This is a genomic window from Halogeometricum pallidum JCM 14848 (genome assembly GCF_000337095.1).
GTDB classification, from domain to species: domain Archaea; phylum Halobacteriota; class Halobacteria; order Halobacteriales; family Haloferacaceae; genus Halogeometricum; species Halogeometricum pallidum.
In genome coordinates this window covers 146398-166872 of sequence record NZ_AOIV01000027.1, presented here as the reverse complement: position 1 = coordinate 166872, position 20475 = coordinate 146398, and the positions used below count along the sequence as shown (strand labels likewise).

General features: G+C 67.1%; 19 protein-coding genes and 1 pseudogene. 7 read left to right on the top strand and 13 right to left on the bottom strand.

The genetic code is table 11. The features are described 5' to 3' along the window. Window positions 1-47 precede the first annotated feature (47 nt). The gene (locus C474_RS12695) at window positions 48-407 is read right to left on the bottom strand and encodes a hypothetical protein (RefSeq protein WP_008387353.1); all 360 of its coding nucleotides are present in this window, start codon (window positions 405-407) and stop codon (window positions 48-50) included. A gap of 190 nt (window positions 408-597) precedes the next feature. Here C474_RS12695 and C474_RS12690 point away from each other — a divergent pair, with 190 nt between their 5' ends. After that, window positions 598-1086: a DUF4112 domain-containing protein gene (locus C474_RS12690; RefSeq protein ID WP_008387352.1), complete on the top strand. Its 489-nt coding sequence runs from the start codon at window positions 598-600 to the stop codon at window positions 1084-1086. A gap of 1 nt (window position 1087) precedes the next feature. Here the strand turns inward: C474_RS12690 and C474_RS12685 are convergent. The 4 genes and pseudogenes from C474_RS12685 to C474_RS12675 all read right to left on the bottom strand — a co-directional run bounded on the left by C474_RS12685 (window position 1088) and on the right by C474_RS12675 (window position 5085). Then, a pseudogene (locus tag C474_RS12685) lies at window positions 1088-2490 on the bottom strand (RNA-guided endonuclease InsQ/TnpB family protein). A 90-nt stretch (window positions 2491-2580) separates the two neighbouring features. Beyond that, the gene (locus tag C474_RS23335; protein ID WP_008387351.1) at window positions 2581-2709 is read right to left on the bottom strand and encodes a hypothetical protein; all 129 of its coding nucleotides are present in this window, start codon (window positions 2707-2709) and stop codon (window positions 2581-2583) included. Window positions 2710-2977: 268 nt separating this feature from the next. Beyond that, window positions 2978-4339, bottom strand: a complete 1362-nt coding sequence (locus C474_RS12680) for a hypothetical protein (protein WP_008387349.1) — start codon at window positions 4337-4339, stop codon at window positions 2978-2980. Further along, window positions 4336-5085, bottom strand: a complete 750-nt coding sequence (locus C474_RS12675; RefSeq protein WP_008387347.1) for a hypothetical protein — start codon at window positions 5083-5085, stop codon at window positions 4336-4338. The genes C474_RS12680 and C474_RS12675 overlap by 4 nt, the downstream gene beginning before the upstream one ends. A gap of 144 nt (window positions 5086-5229) precedes the next feature. Between C474_RS12675 and C474_RS12670 the strand changes: the two genes are divergently transcribed. Beyond that, window positions 5230-6141: a serine/threonine-protein kinase RIO2 gene (locus tag C474_RS12670; protein ID WP_008387343.1), complete on the top strand. Its 912-nt coding sequence runs from the start codon at window positions 5230-5232 to the stop codon at window positions 6139-6141. 412 nt (window positions 6142-6553) lie between these two features. Here C474_RS12670 and C474_RS12665 read toward each other — a convergent pair whose 3' ends face one another. The 5 genes from C474_RS12665 to C474_RS12645 all read right to left on the bottom strand — a co-directional run bounded on the left by C474_RS12665 (window position 6554) and on the right by C474_RS12645 (window position 11251). Beyond that, window positions 6554-7228 (bottom strand): ABC transporter permease, encoded by a 675-nt coding sequence (locus tag C474_RS12665; RefSeq protein ID WP_008387342.1) that lies wholly within the window; start codon window positions 7226-7228, stop codon window positions 6554-6556. Next, on the bottom strand, window positions 7225-8223 hold the full coding sequence (locus C474_RS12660; protein ID WP_008387340.1) for an ABC transporter ATP-binding protein: 999 nt from the start codon (window positions 8221-8223) through the stop codon (window positions 7225-7227). Before C474_RS12660 ends, C474_RS12665 begins: the two co-directional genes overlap by 4 nt. After that, the gene (locus C474_RS12655) at window positions 8220-8933 is read right to left on the bottom strand and encodes an ABC transporter permease (protein ID WP_008387338.1); all 714 of its coding nucleotides are present in this window, start codon (window positions 8931-8933) and stop codon (window positions 8220-8222) included. Before C474_RS12655 ends, C474_RS12660 begins: the two co-directional genes overlap by 4 nt. Window position 8934: 1 nt before the next feature. Continuing rightward, a complete protein-coding gene (locus C474_RS12650; protein WP_049916947.1) occupies window positions 8935-9873 on the bottom strand; it encodes a glycine betaine ABC transporter substrate-binding protein in 939 nt (312 codons plus the stop codon). Between the two features lie 325 nt (window positions 9874-10198). After that, complete coding sequence (locus C474_RS12645) at window positions 10199-11251, bottom strand: TrmB family transcriptional regulator (RefSeq protein ID WP_008387334.1); 1053 nt, start codon at window positions 11249-11251, stop codon at window positions 10199-10201. A gap of 256 nt (window positions 11252-11507) precedes the next feature. On the opposite strand from C474_RS12645, the gene C474_RS12640 reads away from it, so the two are divergent. Continuing rightward, window positions 11508-12011 carry a quercetin 2,3-dioxygenase gene (locus tag C474_RS12640; protein ID WP_008387331.1) on the top strand — a complete coding sequence of 168 codons (504 nt, stop codon included), beginning with the start codon at window positions 11508-11510 and terminating at the stop codon, window positions 12009-12011. 189 nt (window positions 12012-12200) lie between these two features. Beyond that, complete coding sequence (locus tag C474_RS12635; RefSeq protein ID WP_008387329.1) at window positions 12201-12791, top strand: 50S ribosomal protein L15e; 591 nt, start codon at window positions 12201-12203, stop codon at window positions 12789-12791. A 120-nt stretch (window positions 12792-12911) separates the two neighbouring features. Here the strand turns inward: C474_RS12635 and C474_RS12630 are convergent, their stop codons facing one another. Together C474_RS12630 and C474_RS12625 are read right to left on the bottom strand one after the other, a co-directional pair. Next, window positions 12912-13232, bottom strand: coding sequence for a rhodanese-like domain-containing protein (locus C474_RS12630; protein ID WP_008387327.1), 321 nt, complete (start codon window positions 13230-13232; stop codon window positions 12912-12914). Window positions 13233-13324: 92 nt separating this feature from the next. Next, window positions 13325-14365 carry a hypothetical protein gene (locus C474_RS12625; RefSeq protein WP_008387325.1) on the bottom strand — a complete coding sequence of 347 codons (1041 nt, stop codon included), beginning with the start codon at window positions 14363-14365 and terminating at the stop codon, window positions 13325-13327. Window positions 14366-14495: 130 nt separating this feature from the next. Between C474_RS12625 and ubaA the strand changes: the two genes are divergently transcribed. Further along, window positions 14496-15305: an SAMP-activating enzyme E1 gene (ubaA, locus tag C474_RS12620; protein ID WP_008387322.1), complete on the top strand. Its 810-nt coding sequence runs from the start codon at window positions 14496-14498 to the stop codon at window positions 15303-15305. 33 nt (window positions 15306-15338) lie between these two features. Here ubaA and C474_RS12615 read toward each other — a convergent pair whose 3' ends face one another. Continuing rightward, window positions 15339-16961 carry a methyl-accepting chemotaxis protein gene (locus C474_RS12615; protein ID WP_008387320.1) on the bottom strand — a complete coding sequence of 541 codons (1623 nt, stop codon included), beginning with the start codon at window positions 16959-16961 and terminating at the stop codon, window positions 15339-15341. Window positions 16962-17145: 184 nt separating this feature from the next. Here C474_RS12615 and C474_RS12610 point away from each other — a divergent pair, with 184 nt between their 5' ends. Both C474_RS12610 and mutS read left to right on the top strand, forming a co-directional pair. Next, window positions 17146-17484 carry a hypothetical protein gene (locus tag C474_RS12610; protein ID WP_239640424.1) on the top strand — a complete coding sequence of 113 codons (339 nt, stop codon included), beginning with the start codon at window positions 17146-17148 and terminating at the stop codon, window positions 17482-17484. A gap of 239 nt (window positions 17485-17723) precedes the next feature. Further along, window positions 17724-20447 carry a DNA mismatch repair protein MutS gene (mutS, locus tag C474_RS12605; RefSeq protein WP_008387318.1) on the top strand — a complete coding sequence of 908 codons (2724 nt, stop codon included), beginning with the start codon at window positions 17724-17726 and terminating at the stop codon, window positions 20445-20447. Window positions 20448-20475: the final 28 nt, after the last annotated feature.

The window sequence follows — 20475 nt, the reverse complement described above, 5'->3', positions numbered from 1 at the left end:
GGCGGTGGGTCGGTACCGGCAGCGGAGAGTGTGCGGGTGCCGCCGGCTCAGGAGAGCAGTCGGGAGACGAGGAGGAAGAGACGCCGGAGATTCTCCCCGAGCGTTCGCTGGTTCTCGCTGTAGAGGACGATATCGCTCTTCTCGCCGAGGTGAATCTCGACGGACCGGCCTCGGTCGGTCAAGTCGGCGAGTTTGACGGCCCGGACGCTGTCGAGGGGAACCACCATGTAGCGGAAGTCCTCCTCGGCGATGTCGGCGTTACAGTGTTTCCCGTAGACGTGGAGGCTGTTCGTCGTCAGTCCGACCTCGTAGCCGATATACTGCATCCCGCTGACGTTCGCCCCCGCGCGTTCCCCTTTCACCTTCGCCCGCAGTTTGTCGTCCGGTATTTCGATTCCGTCCACCATCGTTTGCCGATATTCTGGAACGGTGATAAGCGTAGCTCCGTCGGTGCGGTCCGACAGGTACCCGAGTCGCGGCGCTCCCGGCGCCCGCCGACCACCGTTCGAGCGGCCGGACGGTCCGCCCGAGCGGAGAGAAACGGTGGCGAGAAGGTTTGCCACCGGGTTTTTCAGTGTTCACGTCGTATACGTGTGTATGGAACAAGACGACTTCGCAGACGAGTTCGACGGCTACGACGGAGAGATTCCCGAGGGCGTGGACCGCGCGGCCGTCGAACGGATGCGAACCGTCGTGCGCGTCTTCGACGACCTGATAGACGTTCCCGGGACGAACACGAGCATCGGACTCGACCCGATACTCGGTCTCGTCCCCGTCGTCGGTGACCTCGCCAGCGCTGCGTTCTCGCTGTACATCGTCGCCGAGTCGGCGCGCCTCGGCGTCTCCTACCGGACGCTCGTCGCCATGCTGGCGAACGTCGCCATCGACACCGCCGGCGGTGCGGTCCCGTACATCGGGACGCTGTTCGACGCCGTGTGGAAGGCGAACAAGTGGAACTTCGAGATGGCGATGTCGGACCTGCAGGACCAGTTCGACTTCGACGACGACTTCGGCGGCGGTGGCGGACTCGGCGACTTCCCCGAGGACGACGGCGGCGACGACCCCGTCGTCATCGACGTGGAGTGAACTACCCCACCCTACCGCTCGCCTGACGGCTCGCGCTTGGGGTGTCGTCAGAACTCGAAGAGTTCTGACTGCTAACCAGATCCCAACGGGATCTGGTGATGGGGCTTCCTGTTTCAACGACGCGCTTTGTAGATACGGACGTATCCACAGGGAGTGCAGTCTCCACAGGCGTTGACGAGAGCTTCGCTCTCGTCCGCACATCAGAAACGCGTGGCGTTTCTGAGGACGTTGATTCGGAGCGTCCCGCCCCTAACCGCTTTGTGATACCGCGAGAAAGGATTTCCACGCTGCGTTCGCGTCTCTATCCGCCTCGAACCCACACGCCGGGCAGGAGTGTTCGCGCACCCACAGCGGCTTATCCGTCGAGACGCCGCGGGCGGCGCACTCTTTCGTCGTTCCGCGCGGATCCACGGCGACGAAGTGCGTTCCTTCGCGCTCGCACTTGTATCCGAGCATTCGCAGGAACGTCCCCCACGCCGCGCCTGCCCGGTTCCGCGAGTTGCCCGGCAGTTCCACCACCCCTTTGTGTCGAGGTCTTCCACCGCCACGAGGTCGTATTCTCGGGCGTAGTGGTTCGACAACTTGTGCAGGAAGTCGCGGCGTTTCTGTTTCAGGTCGGCGTGACGTTCTGCCACGACACGGCGCTGTTCCTCCCAATTCGCAGAGCCGTGTTTCTTCCGCGAGAGGTCACGTTGGGCGCGTTCCAGTCGCTCGCGTTCGTCCGAGAGGTCGAGCGATTCGACGGCGGTCCCGTCCGTGTCGTGGGCGTACTTGAGAATCCCCACGTCGATACCGACGCATTTCTCGGGATTCTCCGGCTTCTCCGGCGGGTCGTCGGGCGTCTCGACGCCGAGAATGGCGTACCACTTGCCGGTGGGTTCTTTCTTGACCGTGACGGTCTTGATTTCGGCGTTGTCGGGCAGGTCACGGTGGAAGGTGAGCGGGATTTCTCCGAGTTTCGAGAGCCACAATCTCGTCCGACCGCTCGTGTTCTTGAGATTGAAGCCGTCACCAGAAAGCGGAGCTTTCTGGTTGCTAACCAGAAGCCGAAGGCTTCTGGTGACCGGATTGACTGTCGGTGACACTGCGGTACTCGCCCGGTGCTTTCCACTTGAGCGACCCCACGCGGTAGCCGTTCTCTTTGCGTCCGCGAACCGTCGAGAGATTGTCGTACAACCGTTGAACGACTTTCTGAAGGACTTTCGAGTGAACGCTCTTCAGGTCGTTCCACCACTTCTTGAGGCTCGGAAGGAGTTTCTGTTCGCTGTATGCCGACGTGCCGTCAGTGCGGTTGAGTCGGTGGAGGAAGTGGTTGTAGACCTGCCTACAGGTATCGACAGTCCACGCTAACTGTTCTTCGAGAGCGTCGGACGGTCGAAGCCGATACCTGTAGTTGTAGTTCATCTACGAGCGTTCTTCGATGAGTTCGTCAAGTTTCTCTTGGACGAACGACGAGAGGTTGAGGTGNAGCCGATACCTGTAGTTGTAGTTCATCTACGAGCGTTCTTCGATGAGTTCGTCAAGTTTCTCTTGGACGAACGACGAGAGGTTGAGGTGGTTCTGCTCGACCCACTCGGCTTGGTCGTCGCGGATAGAGATGTTCTTGCGCGTTGCTACACACAATATACACAAACTACACAAACGAGAGTTACGATTGCATGGGCCTGTGGGCCGAGCGCCGGTCGTGTTTGATACTCATGCGGCGTTCACGAGAGCTTTACTCTCGTGTGCGGACGAGACGCAGCGCGTCTCGTCAACGCTGTATCCCCACCCTACTCGCTCCCTTCGGTTGCTCGTTGAGGAAGGGGGCCTTAGCGCCTTAATTCAGGTAAGAGTCCAGAAAGCGCTCTCGGAAGCGGCGGACCGGCGGCGGCCGTGACCGTACTCGCAGTTAACGGGTCGAGCGGATCGCTTCGGCCGCCTCGGCCGCCGTCTCCGGCGTCGCCAGCGCCGTCGCTTCGACGACCACGTACCCGCTCAGCCCGTCCGTCAACCACGTGACGGACACCTCCTCCTGCTCGTCGTACCTGTGCAGTCGGTCCGCGACGTAGTCGAATCCCCCCGTCCGGAGGGCGCTCCGGACGAGAAGCGGATTCGCTGCGGAGTCGAGGGCGTTCCCGACAGCCTCGACCGCCGCCTCGCGGATAGCGCGGACGTCCGCGGCGTTCTCGACGGTCACGTACGCTTCGTTCTCGACGCGTTCGCGGAGCGACTCGAACGCCCGGATGCGAGTCAGCGTGCGGAGCGCCGAGACGACGACCCGCGCGCGCTGACCCGTCTTTCGTTCGTCTTCGATATCGTCGGCGTACTCGACGCTCCGTCGGAGGTCCGCGAGCGCGTGGGCGACGGGCGTCAGTTCGGCGTCCCCCTCGACGTACGAGGCGGCCTCCGACTCCGGGCCGGGGGCCGAGAGCGCGTCGCGCCGCGCCGCGAGCGTCGACGACAGCCTCTCACCCGCGGCGGTCAGCTCTTCGCGGACCGAGCGCGGACTCGCCAGCGACGACTCGAAGCGATCGAACAGGTAGCCGGCCTGCTCTACCGCCGCGCGCGCCGCTTCGAGGTCGGCCGCGAACTCGCCGACGCCAAGCGCGCTCTCTCCGGGATGGCGCGTTCGACCCGGCGCCCGGTCCAGCCTCCGGCCGGCGTCCGCGACCAGTTCCTCCAGTTTCGCGTGGACCAGCACGGCCCGGACGGGGTCGTCGCCGACGTACCGCCACCGCTCGCGAAACGACTCGTATGCCTCGCGGACGGTCGGAACTGACGCTTCGAGATCGGCGGCGGTGAGGCCCGAGTCGACCGCCGCCCACGCGGCTTCGACCTCCCGGATAGAGCGGCGGGCGTACCGGAGCGCCTCAAGCGCGTCGGCCGGCGACGCCGCATCGGACACCCGGTCGAGCGACTCGGTCGCCCGGTCGTACAGCCTCCCGAACTCCTCTCTGATCATCCCGTTCGGTACCTCCCCGGCGTCGAAGGGCGCGGGAATCGACGAGAGCGACTCGCGCGACTCGGCGACCCGCCGGTCGACGTAGGCGGCCTCCACGTCCACCGGGAGTGGCTCGGGTACCGTCGGCGTCTCCCCCGAGAGCGCTTCTTCGAGCGCCGAGGCGTCTATCGTCGGCGGGTCGTCCTCACCGAACGGGTTCACGCCGTCCAGTCCGCTGCACCCGGCGAGACCCGCGAGAGCCGCACTGCTCGCGAGGGCGAGGACGCCGCGGCGCGAGCGGGTCGGCCTGTGCGGCACGTCGTCGTTCATCGGTCGGCCTCCGTCGTTCGGGTCGACGTCCGTGGCGGCGTAGCCCGCGTCGACGCACGGGTCGACGTCCGTGTCGACCGTCCGTCGTCGGCCGTCTTCGGACCGAAGTTCGGCGGTTCGGTCGTCCGTTCGTCGTCCCCTGGCGGCCGCCGCAGACGACATCCCCTGCTGTTCAACCCGGAACCGTAGCTGTTGACGGCATCCGGGTCGAGCGCCTCGGGGACGCGTATCAGCGTCGAGACGCCGTCCCTCGCGTCGGCCTCGCAGGCGACGTCGGCGTCGCGGTAGGTGAGTCCGTAGTCCGTGTGGATGCTCGAATCGGTCCACGAGACGCCGCACAGCGACAGCGTTCGACACTCCGGGATCGATTCGGTCTCGACGTACACCGTCTCGTTCTCGAAGTCGGTCGCGGCGACGAACTCCCGAACCGCGTCGGCGCCGTCGACGTCGGCGAACCGGAGGCGGTCGGCCGTCGCCTCGTCGGCGACGAATCCGCGCGTCTCGCGCATCCGGTCCGATACCGTCCCCCGTTCCGCCGTCGACGCCGCGTCGGAGTCGGCGAACCACACCGGCGGTTCGTTCCCGGCGTTCCTGAGCGTGTGGTGTTCGGGGACGGGCCCGGCGTCGAAGCGGTTCGATTCGTCGCTCGCCGTCGAGGTTCCGTACGCCTCGCCGTTGCATCCGGCGAGACCCGCGAGGAGGGTCGCGGCCGCACCGAGGAGGAATCGTCTGCGCGTGGAGGGCATCGTGTAATTGTCTCTCGCTGACATTCCTAAATGCTTGGTGGTCCGCTGGCGGCGACCGTAGCGAGGAATTCATTTCGTATCGCGTCATGTAGTTTACCGACCCCGACTCGCGGCCCTTTTAGGCGTCGCGGGCGTCGGTCGGGTATGGTGCGGAACGTCGCGGGTGTGATGGCGGAACTCGAAGCCGAGGATTTCTACCTCCTGTCGGGCGTCGAACAGGGGATGCGCTTCGGCGAGTGGGTGAACCGCGGCAAACTCCCCGAGCTCTCGGGTCTGACGGCCGAGAACGTGGAGTACCGACTGAACCGCTGTATGCGCCGCGACCTGGTCGAACGCAAGACCATCCAGTACGAGGGGTACAAACTCGCCGTGGAGGGGTACGACGCCCTGGCGCTTCGAACGTTCTCGAAGCGGGATACGATACAGGGCGTCGGCGCCCCACTCGGCGTCGGCAAGGAGAGCGACGTGTTCGAGGTGCAGTCGTACAAACCCTTGGCGCTGAAGTTCCACCGCGAGGGTTACACTAACTTCCGCGAGGTGATGCGCGAACGCGAGTACACCTCCGAGAACCAGCACGTCTCGTGGCTCTACACCGCGCGGAAGGCCGCCGAACGGGAGTACGAGGTACTCGAAGACCTCTACCCGGACGTGGCGGTGCCGCGACCCATCGACCAGAACCGCCACGCCATCGTGATGGACAAACTCGCTGGCGTCGAACTCGACCGGGCGAAACTGGAGGCCGACCAGGTGGTCGGCGTCTTCGACCTCGTGGTCGACGAAGTCTCCAAGGCCTACGAGGCGGGGTACGTCCACGCCGACATGAGCGAGTACAACGTCGCCGTCGCGGAGAACGGCGTCACCGTCTTCGACTGGCCGCAGGCGGTCGCCACCGAACACGACAACGCGCGCGAACTGCTCGAACGCGACGTGAAGAACCTCCTCGACTACTTCCGCCGGAAGTACCCCTCCTCGATGCCCGACGACATCGACTCCCCGGCGTTGTGCGACGCGGTGGCCGCCGACGAGTTCGAGACGCTCCGAGCGTTCGCCGAGTAACACCGCGTCTCGACCCGGGCGTTCATCTTCTTTATCGCCTTTCGAGCCCTGTAGATCTCGACTTCGTGAGTTTCGGATGTTGGGCTCGATTCCGTTCGTAAATCTCATACCGCGATATGAAATGGCGAGAGCGGGACTTACGCCCTGAAGGCCGACCGACCGTCGAGTCTCCGCGCGACCGACGCGAACCGTTTCGAGTCGGGAAGATGCATCTGGCCTTGGGCGCCACGTGCTCAGATACCCCCGCTCGCCGTGGACGGGTGCGGCCTCGTCCTCGTCGCTCGGATTCGGTCGCGCAGTCGAGGCTCGAACGGTTTATTCAGCATAGCGGGTTCCTTGTCGAATCAAACGGAAAAGAGTTCGATCAGCCGTACGACCGCTTCCGGACGGTTCTCTCGTCTCGGCTCCCCCGTTAACTCGTCGCGGCGTGGCCGGTACCCGCCTCGCCGCCGAGCCGTCGTTCCGCCAGGGCGAGCAGACCGTCGAGGGTGACGGCGAGCAGTGCACCGCTGACCGCGCCGGCGATGAGTTGGGGCGTGTTGAACAGTTGGATTCCGCCGATCACCCACACGCCCAGCCCCCCGCCGCCGATGAAGAACGCGAGGTATGCGGTACCGACGTTGAGCACCGTGCTGGTCCGGATGCCGGCGAATATCACGGGCAAGGCGAGCGGCAGGCGGATCTTCCGCAGGATCGTCCAGTCGGACATCCCCATTCCGCGTGCCGCCTCGACGGTTCCGCCGTCGACGTTCTCGAGGCCGACGATGGTGTTCGTCAGCACCGGTAGCAGGGCGTAGACGAACAGCCCCACCAACGCGGGGAGAAAGCCCAGCCCCAGAAGCGGGAACATGAGCGCGATAATCGCGAGCGTGGGGACGGTTTGGGCGACGTTTCCGACCGTCTCGACGACGCGCTTCACCCGGTCGTTCCGCGTCGCGAGTATCCCGAGCGGAATCGCGACGGCCACCGCCATCGCCTCGGAGACGAACACGAGCATGAGGTGCTCGCGGAACAGTTCGAGAAAGCGGTCGGAGTTCGCGAGGAGGTACGCCCACGTCGCCGCGAGCAGTCCGAAGACTCCCGTCATGCGCCCTCCGACTGGCGGTTCCTGATTGCCGATTCGGTGACGACGCCGACGACGGTCGAGTCCTCGACGACGGGGAGCGCCTCCACGCCGGCTTGGATGCACCGCGAGAGCGCGACCTGCGCGCTGTCGGTGGGGGCCACCGGCACTATCTCGCCGCCGTCGGCCACCACCGCGTCGTTCCCCTGGAAGGCGTCGACGATATCGGCGTACTCGTCGGGTACTTCGGGCCGCATGACCTCCTCGACGCGGAGCACGCGGAGCCGTTTCAGCGTCCGGTCGGGACCGACGAACTCCTCGACGAACTTCGTCTTCGGTTCGTCGAGCAGCGCCGTCGGCGTGTCGTACTGGACGAGTTTGCCGTCCCTCATGATCGCGATTCGGTCGCCCATCTTCAGCGCCTCGTTGATGTCGTGGGTGACGAAGAGGATGGTCGTGTCGATCTCCCGCTGGATGTCGATGAACTCGTCCTGCAGCTCCTCGCGGGTGATGGGGTCGAGCGCGCCGAACGGCTCGTCCATCAGCATGACGTCGGGGCCGGCCGCGAGCGCCCGGGCGACGCCGACGCGCTGGCGCTGGCCGCCCGAGAGGTCGGAGGGGTGTCGCTCCCGGTACTCCCCGGGCGGGAGTCCCATCAGGTCGAGCAGTTCGTCCACCCGCTCGTCGGTTCGGTCGGCGTCCCAGCCCTTCAGTTCCGGCACCGTGGCGACGTTCTCCCCGACGGTCATGTGGTCGAACAGACCGATGTCCTGAATCACGTAGCCGATCCGCCGGCGGAGTTCGGTCGCTTCGAGCGCTTCGACGTCCGTTCCGTCGTAGTAGACGGTTCCGTCGGTCGGCTCCTCCAGCCGGTTGACGAGCTTCATCGTCGTCGTCTTCCCGCAGCCGGAAGGGCCGACGAGGACGGTCGTCGTGCCCTCCTCGACCTCGAAGTCGAGCCCGTCGACCGCGTGCGTTCCGTCGCTGTACCGTTTGTGGACGTTGTCGAATCTGATCATGAGAGTCGTGCGTGAACCGCGGCGAGCGTTCGAGTCAGGACCGCCCGGTCGACCTCCTCGCCGTTGCGGAGCCTGAGCCACTGTTCGATCACCCCGAAGGCGTAGTCGAACGCGAGTGCGAGCGCCGAGAGGGCGACGGTGGTGACGACGATCATCGCCGTGTCGCCGGCGCTGATGCCGTAGAAGATGAAGTCGCCGAGGCCGCCGGCACCGATGAACGCGCCGATGGCGGCCAGGCCGACGAGGATGACGACGGCGTTCCTGATGCCCGCCATCACGACGGGCAGCGCCACCGGGAGCCGGACGCGTCGGAGGCGTTCGAGCCGGGTCATCCCGAGCCCCGTCCCGGCCTCGATGGCGGCGTCGTCCGCCTGCGTGAGCCCGATGTAGGTGTTCCGGATGACCGGCAACTGCGCGTAGGCGACCAGCGCGGCGATGGTCGGCGGGTTGCCGATTCCGAGCACGGGGACGAGGACGCCGAAGAAGGCGATCGCCGGAATCGTCATCAGCACCCCCGCGACCCAGAGGACGACCGTCGCGGCCCGCTCGTAGTAACTGATGACCACGCCGAGCGAGACGGCGACGGGGAGCGCGATGGCGAGCGTCCAGAGGGTGATGGCGACGTGTTCGTACGACAGTCGCGCGAGGCGGCCGGCGTTCTCCGCGGCGAACGAGAGAAGTTCGCCGAGAAACGACACGGCTGCGAGCATCTCAGATCAACCCCTCCGACCGGAGATACTCGCGCGCGACGGTCTGCGGGTCCCGTCCCTGCAGCGAGACGAGACCGTTGAGCCGCAGAATCGTCTCGGTGTCGAGCGTCGGTCCGATTGCGTTCAACACGTCGCGCATCGCGGGCATCGCCTCGAGGGCCTCGCCGTTCACCAGCGGCGCGGGGTTGTAGATGGGGAAGAACCGCTCGTCGTCCTCGAGCGTCTTCAGCCCGTACTTCCGGATCTTCGGGTTGGTACTGAACCCCATTCCGACCTCGGCGCCCCCCTCGCCGACGATCTGGTAGGTGAGCGACGAACCGACGTTACGGATGTTCAGGTTCCCGCGCATCTTCTCGAAGCCGTAGTGTTTCGCCAGCCCCGGCCAGCCGTCCGATCGCTGCTGGAACTCGGGGCCCATCACGACCGTAAAGTCAGTGTTGCCCCCGTTGACGTAGCTCGCGAAGTCGCTCATCGTCTGGACGCCCGTCCGTTCGACCCACTGAGGGTCCGCGATGAGGACGTACGTGTTGTTGAACGGCGCCCGGTTCAAGTACTGGAGGTCGTAGACGCGTTCGAACTCCCGCTTCACCGCCTGATACAGCTTCTCGGCGTCGGGGATGACGCGGTCGTGTTTCGGCGGAATCGTCGCCCACGCGCCGCCCGAGTACAGCCAGTACAGCGTCACCTCGCCGTTCTTGACGGCGCGGAAGTTCATGGTGACGCCGCCGAGTCCCGTCTCGTCCAGAACGGTGAGGTCGGTGTTCTCGCGCAGCGACTCGAGAGCCATGTATCCGAGGATGATGTCCTCGGTGAAGCGCATCGAACTCACCTTCACCGTGTTCTTCGTCTCGATACCGAGCACGCTCGTGCAACCGGCCGTCGCGGCTATCCCGGCGGCCGCACCACCGCGCTTGAGGAAGGCGCGTCGTGTCCTGGTCACTGTTGTATCTCCGTCCGGAGTTCGGGGTCTCTGCGCGTCGTCCGAATCGGTCCGGCCGACGGTGCCGTTGTCCGCACCGCCGCAAAGATGCGCTCTAATAATGACGGTTATCGCTGAAAAAAACTATGGCCAACGGTACCACGGCTCTCGGCACTCGCGGCCGCACTGCCCGGTCAGAACGGCCGGTGAGGAGTCCGGCTTCCCGAATTTGGACCCTTCGGGATGCCGTCGAACCTCTACATGGTGCTTCCTCGGAGAATCGTCCGCCATCGGACCGCGCCCGTCTCGGCCGGCGGGTGACAGGTGGCAGACGACGGGTGACGGACTACTCCGCGATCCGGAGTTCGACCGTCTCGGCCTCGAAGTCCTCGATGAACGCCCCGCCCCCGCCGACGCTGAACGTGCCGTCGTCCGTCTCGACGATGAGCGCGTTCTCCACGGGGAAGGAGTTGTTCGACGGTTCGAGCAGCCCCTGTCGGATGTCGACGACGACGCCGTCGAGTTCGGTCCGGCCGTCCTTGACGTGGACCGACCGGCCGGTGACGCGGGTGGCCACCTCGCGGCCCGCCCGGACCTGCATGGTCGCCTGCAGCGCCGCGTGGCGGAAATCGTCGTACGTCGTCGGGAGGGAATCGGGTTCGCAGGTGTACGTCTCGGCGGCCATCGGCCAGTAGTTGCCGAGGAACGACCCGACGAGCACCGGCCCGAGTTGCTCCTGCGCGAAGACGATGGCCTGCGCGCCGGTGTTCGACCGCGTGACCATCTCCGTCGGCGCGACGAGGCCGGCGCTCTGGTCGACGGTGAGCATCGTCGGCATCGGCGCCTCCCACGCCCGGGCGACGGACGCCAGCCCCGAGAGTTCGAGTTCGTCGGTCGGCCCGACACCCGTGACGATGAGCAGCACGAGGACGCCGCGGTCGACCGCCGCCCGGAGTTCGTCGGCCACCTCCTCGACCAGCGAGTACGGCATCCCGAGCGTCACCTCCGTCTCCGCCCGGGCGACGAGTTCGGAGACGCGCTTGATGACGGTCACTCGCGATTTTACCACCTCGAACCGCTCGGACCGGGGGGCCGCGCGGGAAAAGCGCGCTTCGAGGGCCGGCCCCATGTCGTCCAGGTCCGACGACAGCGAATCGACCACGTCGGCCGGGGGACGGGCGCGGATGGTCGTCGGCACGGCGTGGTCGTTCACCTCGACGAACCCGCGGCCTTCGAGTTTCTCCGCGATGCTGTAGACGTAGCGCTTCGAGACGTCCGCCTCGTCCGCGATGGTGCTCGCCTTCGCCTCGCCGAGTTCGAGGATGGTGAGGTAGGTGTCGATTTCCTTGTCGGAGAAGCCGAACCGCTTGAGTAGGTCCACGAGAGCCGCGTCGTCCATGAGGATACATGCAGAACACGGTCACTTATACTGTGGGCTACGGCCCGGAACGACGGCGTTTCGCCGGGCGAGACGGTCGGCCTCTCGGTTCGATCCCCGGACGTCTCAGTCACACCGGAGGATGAGGGCATCAATCCCTCGAACGTCACCGTCGCGGAGTCGTGCCGAAGTCATCCTGTGCGCTCGACCCCGTCTACGCTCTGGTCTCGGCGCATATCCGACCACGCTTTAGCCCTTGGACGCGTATCGCAAGAGAGTGACTGGCACGGGAGACGGAGACGGGCCGCGGACGTTCGTCCGCCGGCGGGACGAGGGCGAGGCGTACCACGCGCTGGGCGCGTTGGCACTTCGGAAGGTGACGAGCGAGGAGGCTGGCGGGGCGTTCGAGATGGTCGAGCGCCGGGGCGACGAGAACCGGGTGGTGACGCCGCTGCACGTCCACCGGTCGACGGACGAACTCTGGTACGTCCTCGACGGCGCGGTGGAACTGTTCGCGGACGGTGACCTGCTGTCCGCGGGACCGGGCGACACCGTGTTCGCGCCGCGAAACGTCCCCCACGCCTTCCGCATCGCCGCCGACGGCACCCGAGTGCTGCTGTTCGTCTCGCCGGGAGAGACGATGTTCCGCGAGGTGGGAACGCGCGTTTCGGAGGCGACGGTGCCCGCCGACGGCCCGGACGAGGACGAATTGGCCCGCCTCGACGCGTTCGTGGCGAAGTCGGACGTCGAACTGCTCGCCCCGCCGCCGTTCGACGTCTGAGCCCCACCCGACACTGTCACGCCTCGGCACGGCGTCGACCGATTCGAAGTCGTTAAAGGCGAACCGACGGTAGAGTCGGCAACTCGCTGGTCAGACGGGACGCCAGCGGGCACCCGAGCACTCGGGACGACATGTGGAGTGCGGTCGACGGTAGAGCGCCTCCGAATCGCAAGCGCCCGTGGTGAAACTATGGCACGAAGCTTCTATTCCCACATCAAAGACGCGTGGAAGAACCCCGGCGACGGCAAAGTCGCCGAACTACAGTGGCAGCGAAAGCAGGAGTGGCGCGACCAGGGCGCCATCGTCCGCGTCGACCACCCGACGCGCCTCGACAAGGCGCGCGAACTCGGCTACAAGGCCAAGCAGGGCATTATCGTGGCCCGCGTCTCCGTCCGCAAGGGCGGCGCGCGCAAACAGCGCCACAAGGCCGGCCGTCGCTCGAAGCGGCAGGGCGTCAACCGCATCGGTCGCCGCAAGAGCATCCAGCGCATCGCCGAGGAACGCGCCTCGCGCAAGCACCCGAACCTGCGCGTGCTCAACTCCTACTGGGTCGGCGAGGACGGCTCCCAGAAGTGGCACGAAGTGATCATGGTCGACCCCGAACACGCGGCCATCCAGAACGACGACGACCTCAACTGGATCTGCAGCGACGACCACAAGGGACGCGCCTTCCGCGGCCTGACGAACGCCGGCACGTCCAACCGTGGTCTCAAGACCCGCGGCAAGGGCGCCGAGCACACGCGACCCAGCATCGGCAGCGGTCGACGCCGCGGCAAGTAAGCCGCCTCGCGACGGGCCGAGAGCCGATTTTTTTTCTTGCGACGCGACGGCGCGAGCGAAGCGTCCGCTGGTCGCTCGTTCGAAGGCGAAACGAGAACGGAGTTCGGCGTCCGGCGCCTCTCAGGCGTCGTGTCCGGACGCGACGGGGCCGTCCCAGGCGTCGAAGCCGCCGCGGAGGCTGGTCACGTCGGCGTCGAGGTGGGCGTCGAGCATCGACGCGACCCGACGGGAACTCTGTCCGATGTAGCAGGTGACGACGATGTCGTCGCCCCACTCGGAGTCGACGCTCGCCAAGGAGAGGCGGTCGGTCGGAAGGTTCACCGACCCCTCGATATGTTCGGCGGTGTACGAGGACGGGTCACGGATGTCCACGACGGTGATGTCCGCATCCGCGTCTTCGAGTTTCGCCGCCAGCGTATCGGGGGTCGTCTCCGTCACCATGGGTTCGGGTGCCGGGCGACGCCGGAAACCGTCTTCGGTTCGGGAGCCTCCCTCACGGTCGTTCACGGGGACGCCGACGGGAGAGAGCGAGACTACCCGTTCTCCGTGTGGACGCCGTCGCCGGGACCACCCGGCGAGAGGTAGTCGAACTCCTCGGTCGGAATCGACCCCAGGGTCCAGACCATCTTCCCGTTCGTCTCCACGTTCAGCCCCTCGTAGGGGTCGAACCGGTCCGACTCCAGATACGACTCGAAATCGGAGTCCCCCGCGGCCTCGGCGTCGGGGTAGGTGTACGCGAAGGTGAACTCGGTCGTCTCGGACCCGAACAGCCACGACTTGAGGCCACCCGTGATGACGTCCTTCCGGAAGCCGCGCGACGTCGACCCGTCCATCGCCTCGGGGTAACAGGTCAGCGCGTGCGTGTCCTCGACGAGACCGAGCATCGCGTCGACGTACTCGTTGCCGTCGGGGTAGCGGGTCTCCCCGTCGAGTCTCGCGTCGAGGATGGCTCTGGCGCGTTCGAGCGAGTCGCCGTCGCGCATCGTTGAGACCAGGAGGACGACGTCCTCGGAGACGGCGTACACGCGTCGGTCGCCGAACAGTCGGAATCCGCGGTACTGCTCGGGTTCCGGAGGCGGCGTTCTCGTCGCCGTCGTCGGCTGGCCGGTCGGCGTCGGCCGCGCGTTCCACTCCTCGGCGAGACGTTCCTCGAACGCGTCGGGGTCGAACGACCCGAACGCTAGCTTCGCCTCGAAGTCGAGACTGAGCGTCGTCGACACGTCGCCGAGGTCCAGCAGTTCCCTCGCGGGAACGGGTCTGAACATCTCGGCGTGCAACCGTTCGTACGCGTTCTCGTGAATCGCGTCGCGGCGGTCGCGAATCCCCGCAACGTCGTGGTAGACGACGCCGTAGCCGTCTCTGAGCGGGGTGTTCGTCGGATCGATGAGCCACTCGCGGAACGAGTCTCCGGTCCCGTCGGCCCCGTCACCGGTCGATGCTGCGGTGGTCGGGTCGTCGGTGGCCGTCTCGGCGGTACCCGTCGACCCGCCGAGGCATCCGGCGAGCGACGAGAGCGCCGAACCGCCGAGAGCGAGCGCTGTCGTCCGGAGGAGGGTTCGTCGTGTGCGGGACACGCGTGGAACATATCAGACGGCTGTAGTAAGTCTTGTCCGTCGTCTTCCGGACGGGAAACGCGTCGGTTCGAGCGCGCGATTCCCCTGCCGACGGGCGCGGATTTATTCGCGGCAGCGACCAACATCCGGTATGAGTCTCTCTCTCGACGCCACCCAACTGGACCGGTACTCCAGACACATCATCATGGACGAGGTGGGGCCGCCGGGACAGCAGCGATTGCTCGACGCCTCGGTGCTCGTCGTCGGCGCCGGCGGCCTCGGGTCGCCCGCCATCGAGTATCTCGCCGCGGCGGGCGTCGGCCACCTCGGAATCGTCGACGACGACGCCGTCGAACGGAGCAACCTCCAGCGACAGGTGATACACCGCGACAGCGACGTGGGGCGGCCGAAGGTCGACAGCGCCGCCGACTACGTCCGCGGCCTCAATCCCGACGTGGACGTCGACACCCACGAGACGCGACTGCGAAAGGAGAACGTCGGCGTCCTCGGCGACTACGACGTGGTCGTCGACGCCTCGGACAACTTCCCGACGCGGTTTCTGGTCAACGACTTCTGCCGGATTCGGGATATCCCCGTCGCGCACGGCGCCATCTACCGGTTCGAGGGGCAGGCGACGACGCTCGTCCCCGACGGTCCCTGCTATCGGTGTCTGTTCCCCGAGGCGCCCGAACCCGGCACCGTACCCGACTGCGCGACCACGGGCGTCCTCGGCGTCCTCCCCGGGACCGTCGGCTGTGTTCAGGCGACCGAGGCGGTGAAACTCGTCCTCGGCGAGGGCGAACCGCTCGCGGGCCGCCTCCTGTTCTACGACGCGATGGAGATGACGTTCGAGACGGTTCCCTATCGACGGAACCCCGACTGCCCGGTGTGCGGCGAGGACCCCATCGACTCCCTCGCGGGTGTCGAGTACACCGACGCCTGTACGGTGTCGGTCGAATAGACGACTCGTCGGTTCCGGTTCTCGCCGTCGTCGCTAGTCGTCGGTCGGTCGAATCGACTCGAGTCGTGCGGTCTGGGCGGGATCGGATTCACTGACCTCGCGCGCCTCGGGGTCGAACGACGCCTCCACGTCGCCGCCGCAGAGGCGCGCGACGCGGTCGGTCAGTTCGCCGAGCGCCACCGTCTGGTCGGCCGTGGCGTCGGTTACCTCGTTCGACGTGTCTCGGGCGTCGAAGGCGTGCGACTGGGCGCTCTGGATGGTCGTCGTCACCTCCTCGATGTTCGTCGCCTGCCCGTCCGTCGCGCGGGCGACTTCGGCGATGCCGTCGGCGCCGGCGCTCGTCGCCTCGGCTATCTCGTCGAGCGCGGTCAACACGTCCGCTATCTCACCCGAGGCGACCTGAACCTGCTCGTGGGACTGCGTGGAGGCGTCGACGGTCTCGTCGGCCTGTTCGCGTATCTCGGCGATACTCCGGGCGATGTCTTCGGTGTGCTCGTGCGTCTGGTTGGCGAGTTGCTTCACCTCGTCCGCGACGACGGCGAAGCCCGAACCGGCCTCGCCGGCGCGGGCCGCCTCGATGTTGGCGTTCAGGGCGAGGAGGTTCGTCCGGTCGGCCACCTCGGCGATGACCTCGACGACCTCTTCGATGGTGCCCATCTGTTCGTCGAGTTCGGAGACCGTCTCCAGCAGGTCCTCGGAGATGCCGACGACGTTGTCCGTCGCCGCGCGGACGGACTCGCCGGCCCCGCGGGCGTCCTCGGCGGCCGCCTGCGCCTGCGCGGCCGAGGTGGCGACCTCGTCGGAGGTGGCGGCTATCTCCTCCATGCTCGCCGAGAGATCCTCCATCTCGGCGGCGCCCGTATCGAGCAGTTCGGCCTGGGCGGTGGCGCGAGAGTCGATGCGCGTCGCGGCGTCCGCGGCGCGTTCGATGGCCTCGCCGAGGCGGACCGCGGTCTCGTCCACCTCGTCGGCCAGTCGCTCGAAGCGGTCGGCCATCGAGTTGAACTCCGGTACGACGCAGAGCGTCGTCTCGGGGAGGTGCCCGCCGTCGTCCTCGAACTCGATGCGCGCCGACAGGTCGCCGTCCGCGAGTGCGCCGACGGTGTCGAGCAGTTCGTCGACGAGTCGCGTCGACGCACGCTCGCGGGCGACCACGTCGGTGCGGTCGTAGATGGTCTCGATCACGGCGGCGAGTTCGCCCCGCTCGAAGACGGGGCGGGCGACGAACCGGATGTGTCGTTCGACGCCGTCGCCGGTCACCATCGTGCTCGAATCCTCGAACCCGCCGTCGCCCGTGGCCGGCACGCCGAACACCTCGTCGGCGTCGGTCGGCGCTTCGAGCACCTTGTCCGCCAGCGTCTTGGCCCGCCGGCCGTCGGGGTAGAACGCCTCGCTGGCGTGCCGAGAGCCGAGCGCCTCCGACGAGGGCACGGCGGTGAGCGCCGCTATCTGACGGTTCCACGCGACGACGGTTCCCTCGGCGTCGAGCGCGAACGTCGGGGCGCCGATACCGTCGAGCAGTTGTGCGCTGGTCAGCGAACGCGCGACGCCGGCGACCGTCTCCGAGGCGTCGGTAGCGGTTCCGCCGCCGGAGCGGGGGTCACCGCCGCCCACCGGGAGTGCGTCCGAGAGTCGGGTGAGCAACGAATTCGACATTATCTCCGATTCCAACAGAACGTTGATAAGAGTGTCCCACTAATTTTCATTATTGATACTTCGCGGTCACGTCTTCGGAGTGCCCGACGACCACCGACCTCGGTCGCTCTCACCGACGCGACCGATTCTCGTCGGGAGAGAACCGCTTACAGCGGCTATTGCCCGGGGACGCGTCCGTACCAGCATGGAAACAGACGCGATGTCAAAGACAGACACGACGTCGGAGGCGACGCGGACGGACGGCGACCGCGGGGAGACGCGGGTGTGGATGGTCGAACGGACGTACTCCGAGGACTCGCCGAACATCCTCGTCGTGGTGTACGCGACGCCGGACGGAGTACGCGCCCTGCGGAAGGAGTGGGCGTTCAACCGCTACGGGAACAGTCCCGGACCGGAGGTCACGGCGGCCAGAGAGGTACCGACGGCACGCCTCTCCGCGGTCGATGACGCCGAGACGCGGGAGCGGTACCGCACGGAGGCCGAGCGGATGCAGCAGCGACACGACCCGGACGACCCCGTCTAAACGACCTGTTTGACGGACCGCTTCGAACGAGCGAGGCGCGCACGGCTGACGCGAGTGGCGAACACGGCGGCACCACGCGTCCGCGAACAGGTGTGCCGCGCTCCGCGCGCCCGTCCGCGGCGACTATCACATCACGGCGGAGATGGCCCCCTCATCGCGCTTGAACGTTCGGTCGGCGAGAGGGTCTCCGGGTCCCGCAGACCGCAGCGTTTTATCGGCCGCGACGCGGAGAGAGGGATATGACCTCGCAGGGAATCGTCGGGGAGTTTCTCTCTTTGAAGTCCGACACGGAGGCGGATATCCTGACGATGCAATGCGGCGACTTCTACGAATTTTTCGCCGACGACGCGGAGTTGGTGGCCGAGGAGTTGGACCTGAAGGTGTCGAAGAAGTCCTCGCACGGATCGTCGTACCCGATGGCCGGCGTGCCGGTGGACGACCTCACCCCGTACCTGAAGGTGCTCGTCGAACGCGGCTACCGGGTGGCCGTGGCCGACCAGTTCGACGACGACGGCGGCGGCCACTACCGGAAGGTAACGCGCGTCGTCACGCCGGGAACGCTGTTGGAGACGTCCGACGCCGAGGCGCGCTACATCGCCGCCGTCGTCTCCGAGGAGGGCGGCGACGGGGTGGGCCTCGCGTTCGCCGACGTGACCACGGGCCAGTTCTTCGTCACCGAGACGGCCGACGCCGACGCGGCCCACTCGGAGCTGTACCGCTTCGCGCCCGTCGAACTGCTCCCCGGTCCGACGGTCCGGAGCGACGACGAGTTCCTGCGCCGCCTCCGCGAGGAGACGGACGCCTCGCTGTCGCTGTTCGAGGCGGACGCCTTCGCGCCCGGCCGGGCGAGACACGTCGTCCGCGAGCAGTTCGGCCGCGAGACGCTTTCGAGCGTGGGTCTCGACTCCGAGTTGGCCGTCCGCGCCGCGGGCGCCCTCCTCCGGTACGTCGAGGAGACGGGCACGGGGGTCCGCCGGTCGATGACCCGCCTGCGGACCTACGAGACGCGCGACCACCTCGAACTCGACGCGACGACGCAGCGCAACCTCGAACTGACGGAGACGATGCACGGGGGGACGGAGGGAACGCTCGTGGACGCCATCGACCACACGGTGACGAGTCCGGGCGGGCGCCTCCTCCGCGAGTGGGTCACCCGGCCGCACCGCCGACGGGAGGAACTCGAACGCCGACTCGACGCCGTCTCGGCGCTGGCGCGGGAAGCCCTCGCGCGCGAACGCGTCCGCGACGTACTGGACGGCGCCTACGACCTCGAACGCCTCGCCGCACGCGCCGCCTCCGGAAGCGCGGGCGCGAACGACCTGCTTTCGGTGCGCGACACCCTCGCCGTGCTCCCCGCCGTCGCCGAGGCGATAGAGGATGGACCGCTGGCCGACTCCCCCCTCGCGGACGTGGTGGCCCGACCGAACCGCGAGGCGGCGGCGGCCCTGTGCGACGAACTCGCGGCGGCCCTCGCGGAGGACCCGCCGAAGACGGTGCGACAGGGCGGCCTGTTCAAACGAGGCTACGACGACGAACTCGACGAACTCATCGACAGTCACGAGGAGGCCGAACGCTGGATAGACACGCTGGCCGACCGGGAGAAGCGCGAGCACGGCCTCTCGCACGTCACCGTCGACCGAAACAAGACCGACGGCTACTACATCCAGGTCGGCAAGTCCGTGGCCGACGAGGTGCCCGAGCACTACCGCGAGATAAAGACGCTGAAGAACTCCAAGCGGTTCGTCACCGAGGAACTGGAGGAGCGAGAGCGTGACATCCTGCGGCTGGAGGAGTCCCGCGGCGAGTTGGAGTACGAACTCTTCTGTGACCTGCGCGAACGCGTCGCCGAGGCGGCCGAACTCCTGCAGGACGTGGGGCGCGCGCTGGCCGAGATAGACGTGCTCGCCTCGCTGGCGACGCACGCCGCCGGCAACGACTGGGTGCGCCCGACGCTGGTCGAATCGGGGCCGCTCCGCATCGAGGCGGGCCGCCACCCCGTCGTCGAGCGGACGACGGAGTTCGTCCCGAACGACCTCAGTATGGATAGCGAACGCGGCTTCCTCATCGTCACCGGACCGAACATGAGCGGGAAGTCGACGTACATGCGGCAGGCGGCCCTCATCGTCCTGCTCGCGCAGGTGGGGAGCTTCGTCCCCGCGCGGTCGGCCGAGATAGGCGTCGTCGACGGCATCTACACCCGAGTCGGCGCGCTGGACGAACTGGCGCAGGGGCGTTCGACGTTCATGGTGGAGATGCAGGAGCTCTCGAACATCCTCCACTCGGCGACGGAGGACTCGCTGGTCATCCTCGACGAGGTGGGTCGCGGGACGGCGACGTACGACGGTATCTCCATCGCGTGGGCCGCCACGGAGTATCTCCACAACGAGGTGAAGGCGAAGACGCTGTTCGCCACGCACTACCACGAACTCACGTCGCTGGCGGACCACCTCGACCGGGTGGCGAACGTCCACGTCGCCGCGGAAGAGCGAGACGGCGACGTGACGTTCCTGCGGACGGTGCAGGAGGGACCGACCGACCGCTCGTACGGCATCCACGTGGCCGACCTCGCCGGCGTTCCCGACCCCGTCGTCTCCCGCGCGGACGACGTGCTGGCGAAACTCCGCGCCGAGAAGGCCATCGAGGCGAAGGGCGGCGGGAGGAGCGAACCCGTGCAGGCGGTGTTCGACCTCTCCTCCGGCCAGTTCGGCGGGGGCGAAAGCGGCGACGGCGAGAACGGCGAGGCGGCCGCGGTTCAGCGGTCGCGCGGGGCGGCGAACAGCGGGTCGGAGGGCGCACTTCGCGGCGGCGCGGAAGGGGGGTCCGGCGACCCTGCCGACTCCGTCGACCCCGAACTCGACGCGGTTCTCGACGAACTGCGCGGGACGGACGTCAACGACACGTCGCCGCTGGAACTGATGGGGCGCGTGCAGGAGTGGCAGGAGCGGTTGGACGGGCGGGAGTAGTCGCCCGGTCAGCGGGTGGGGTCGGTAG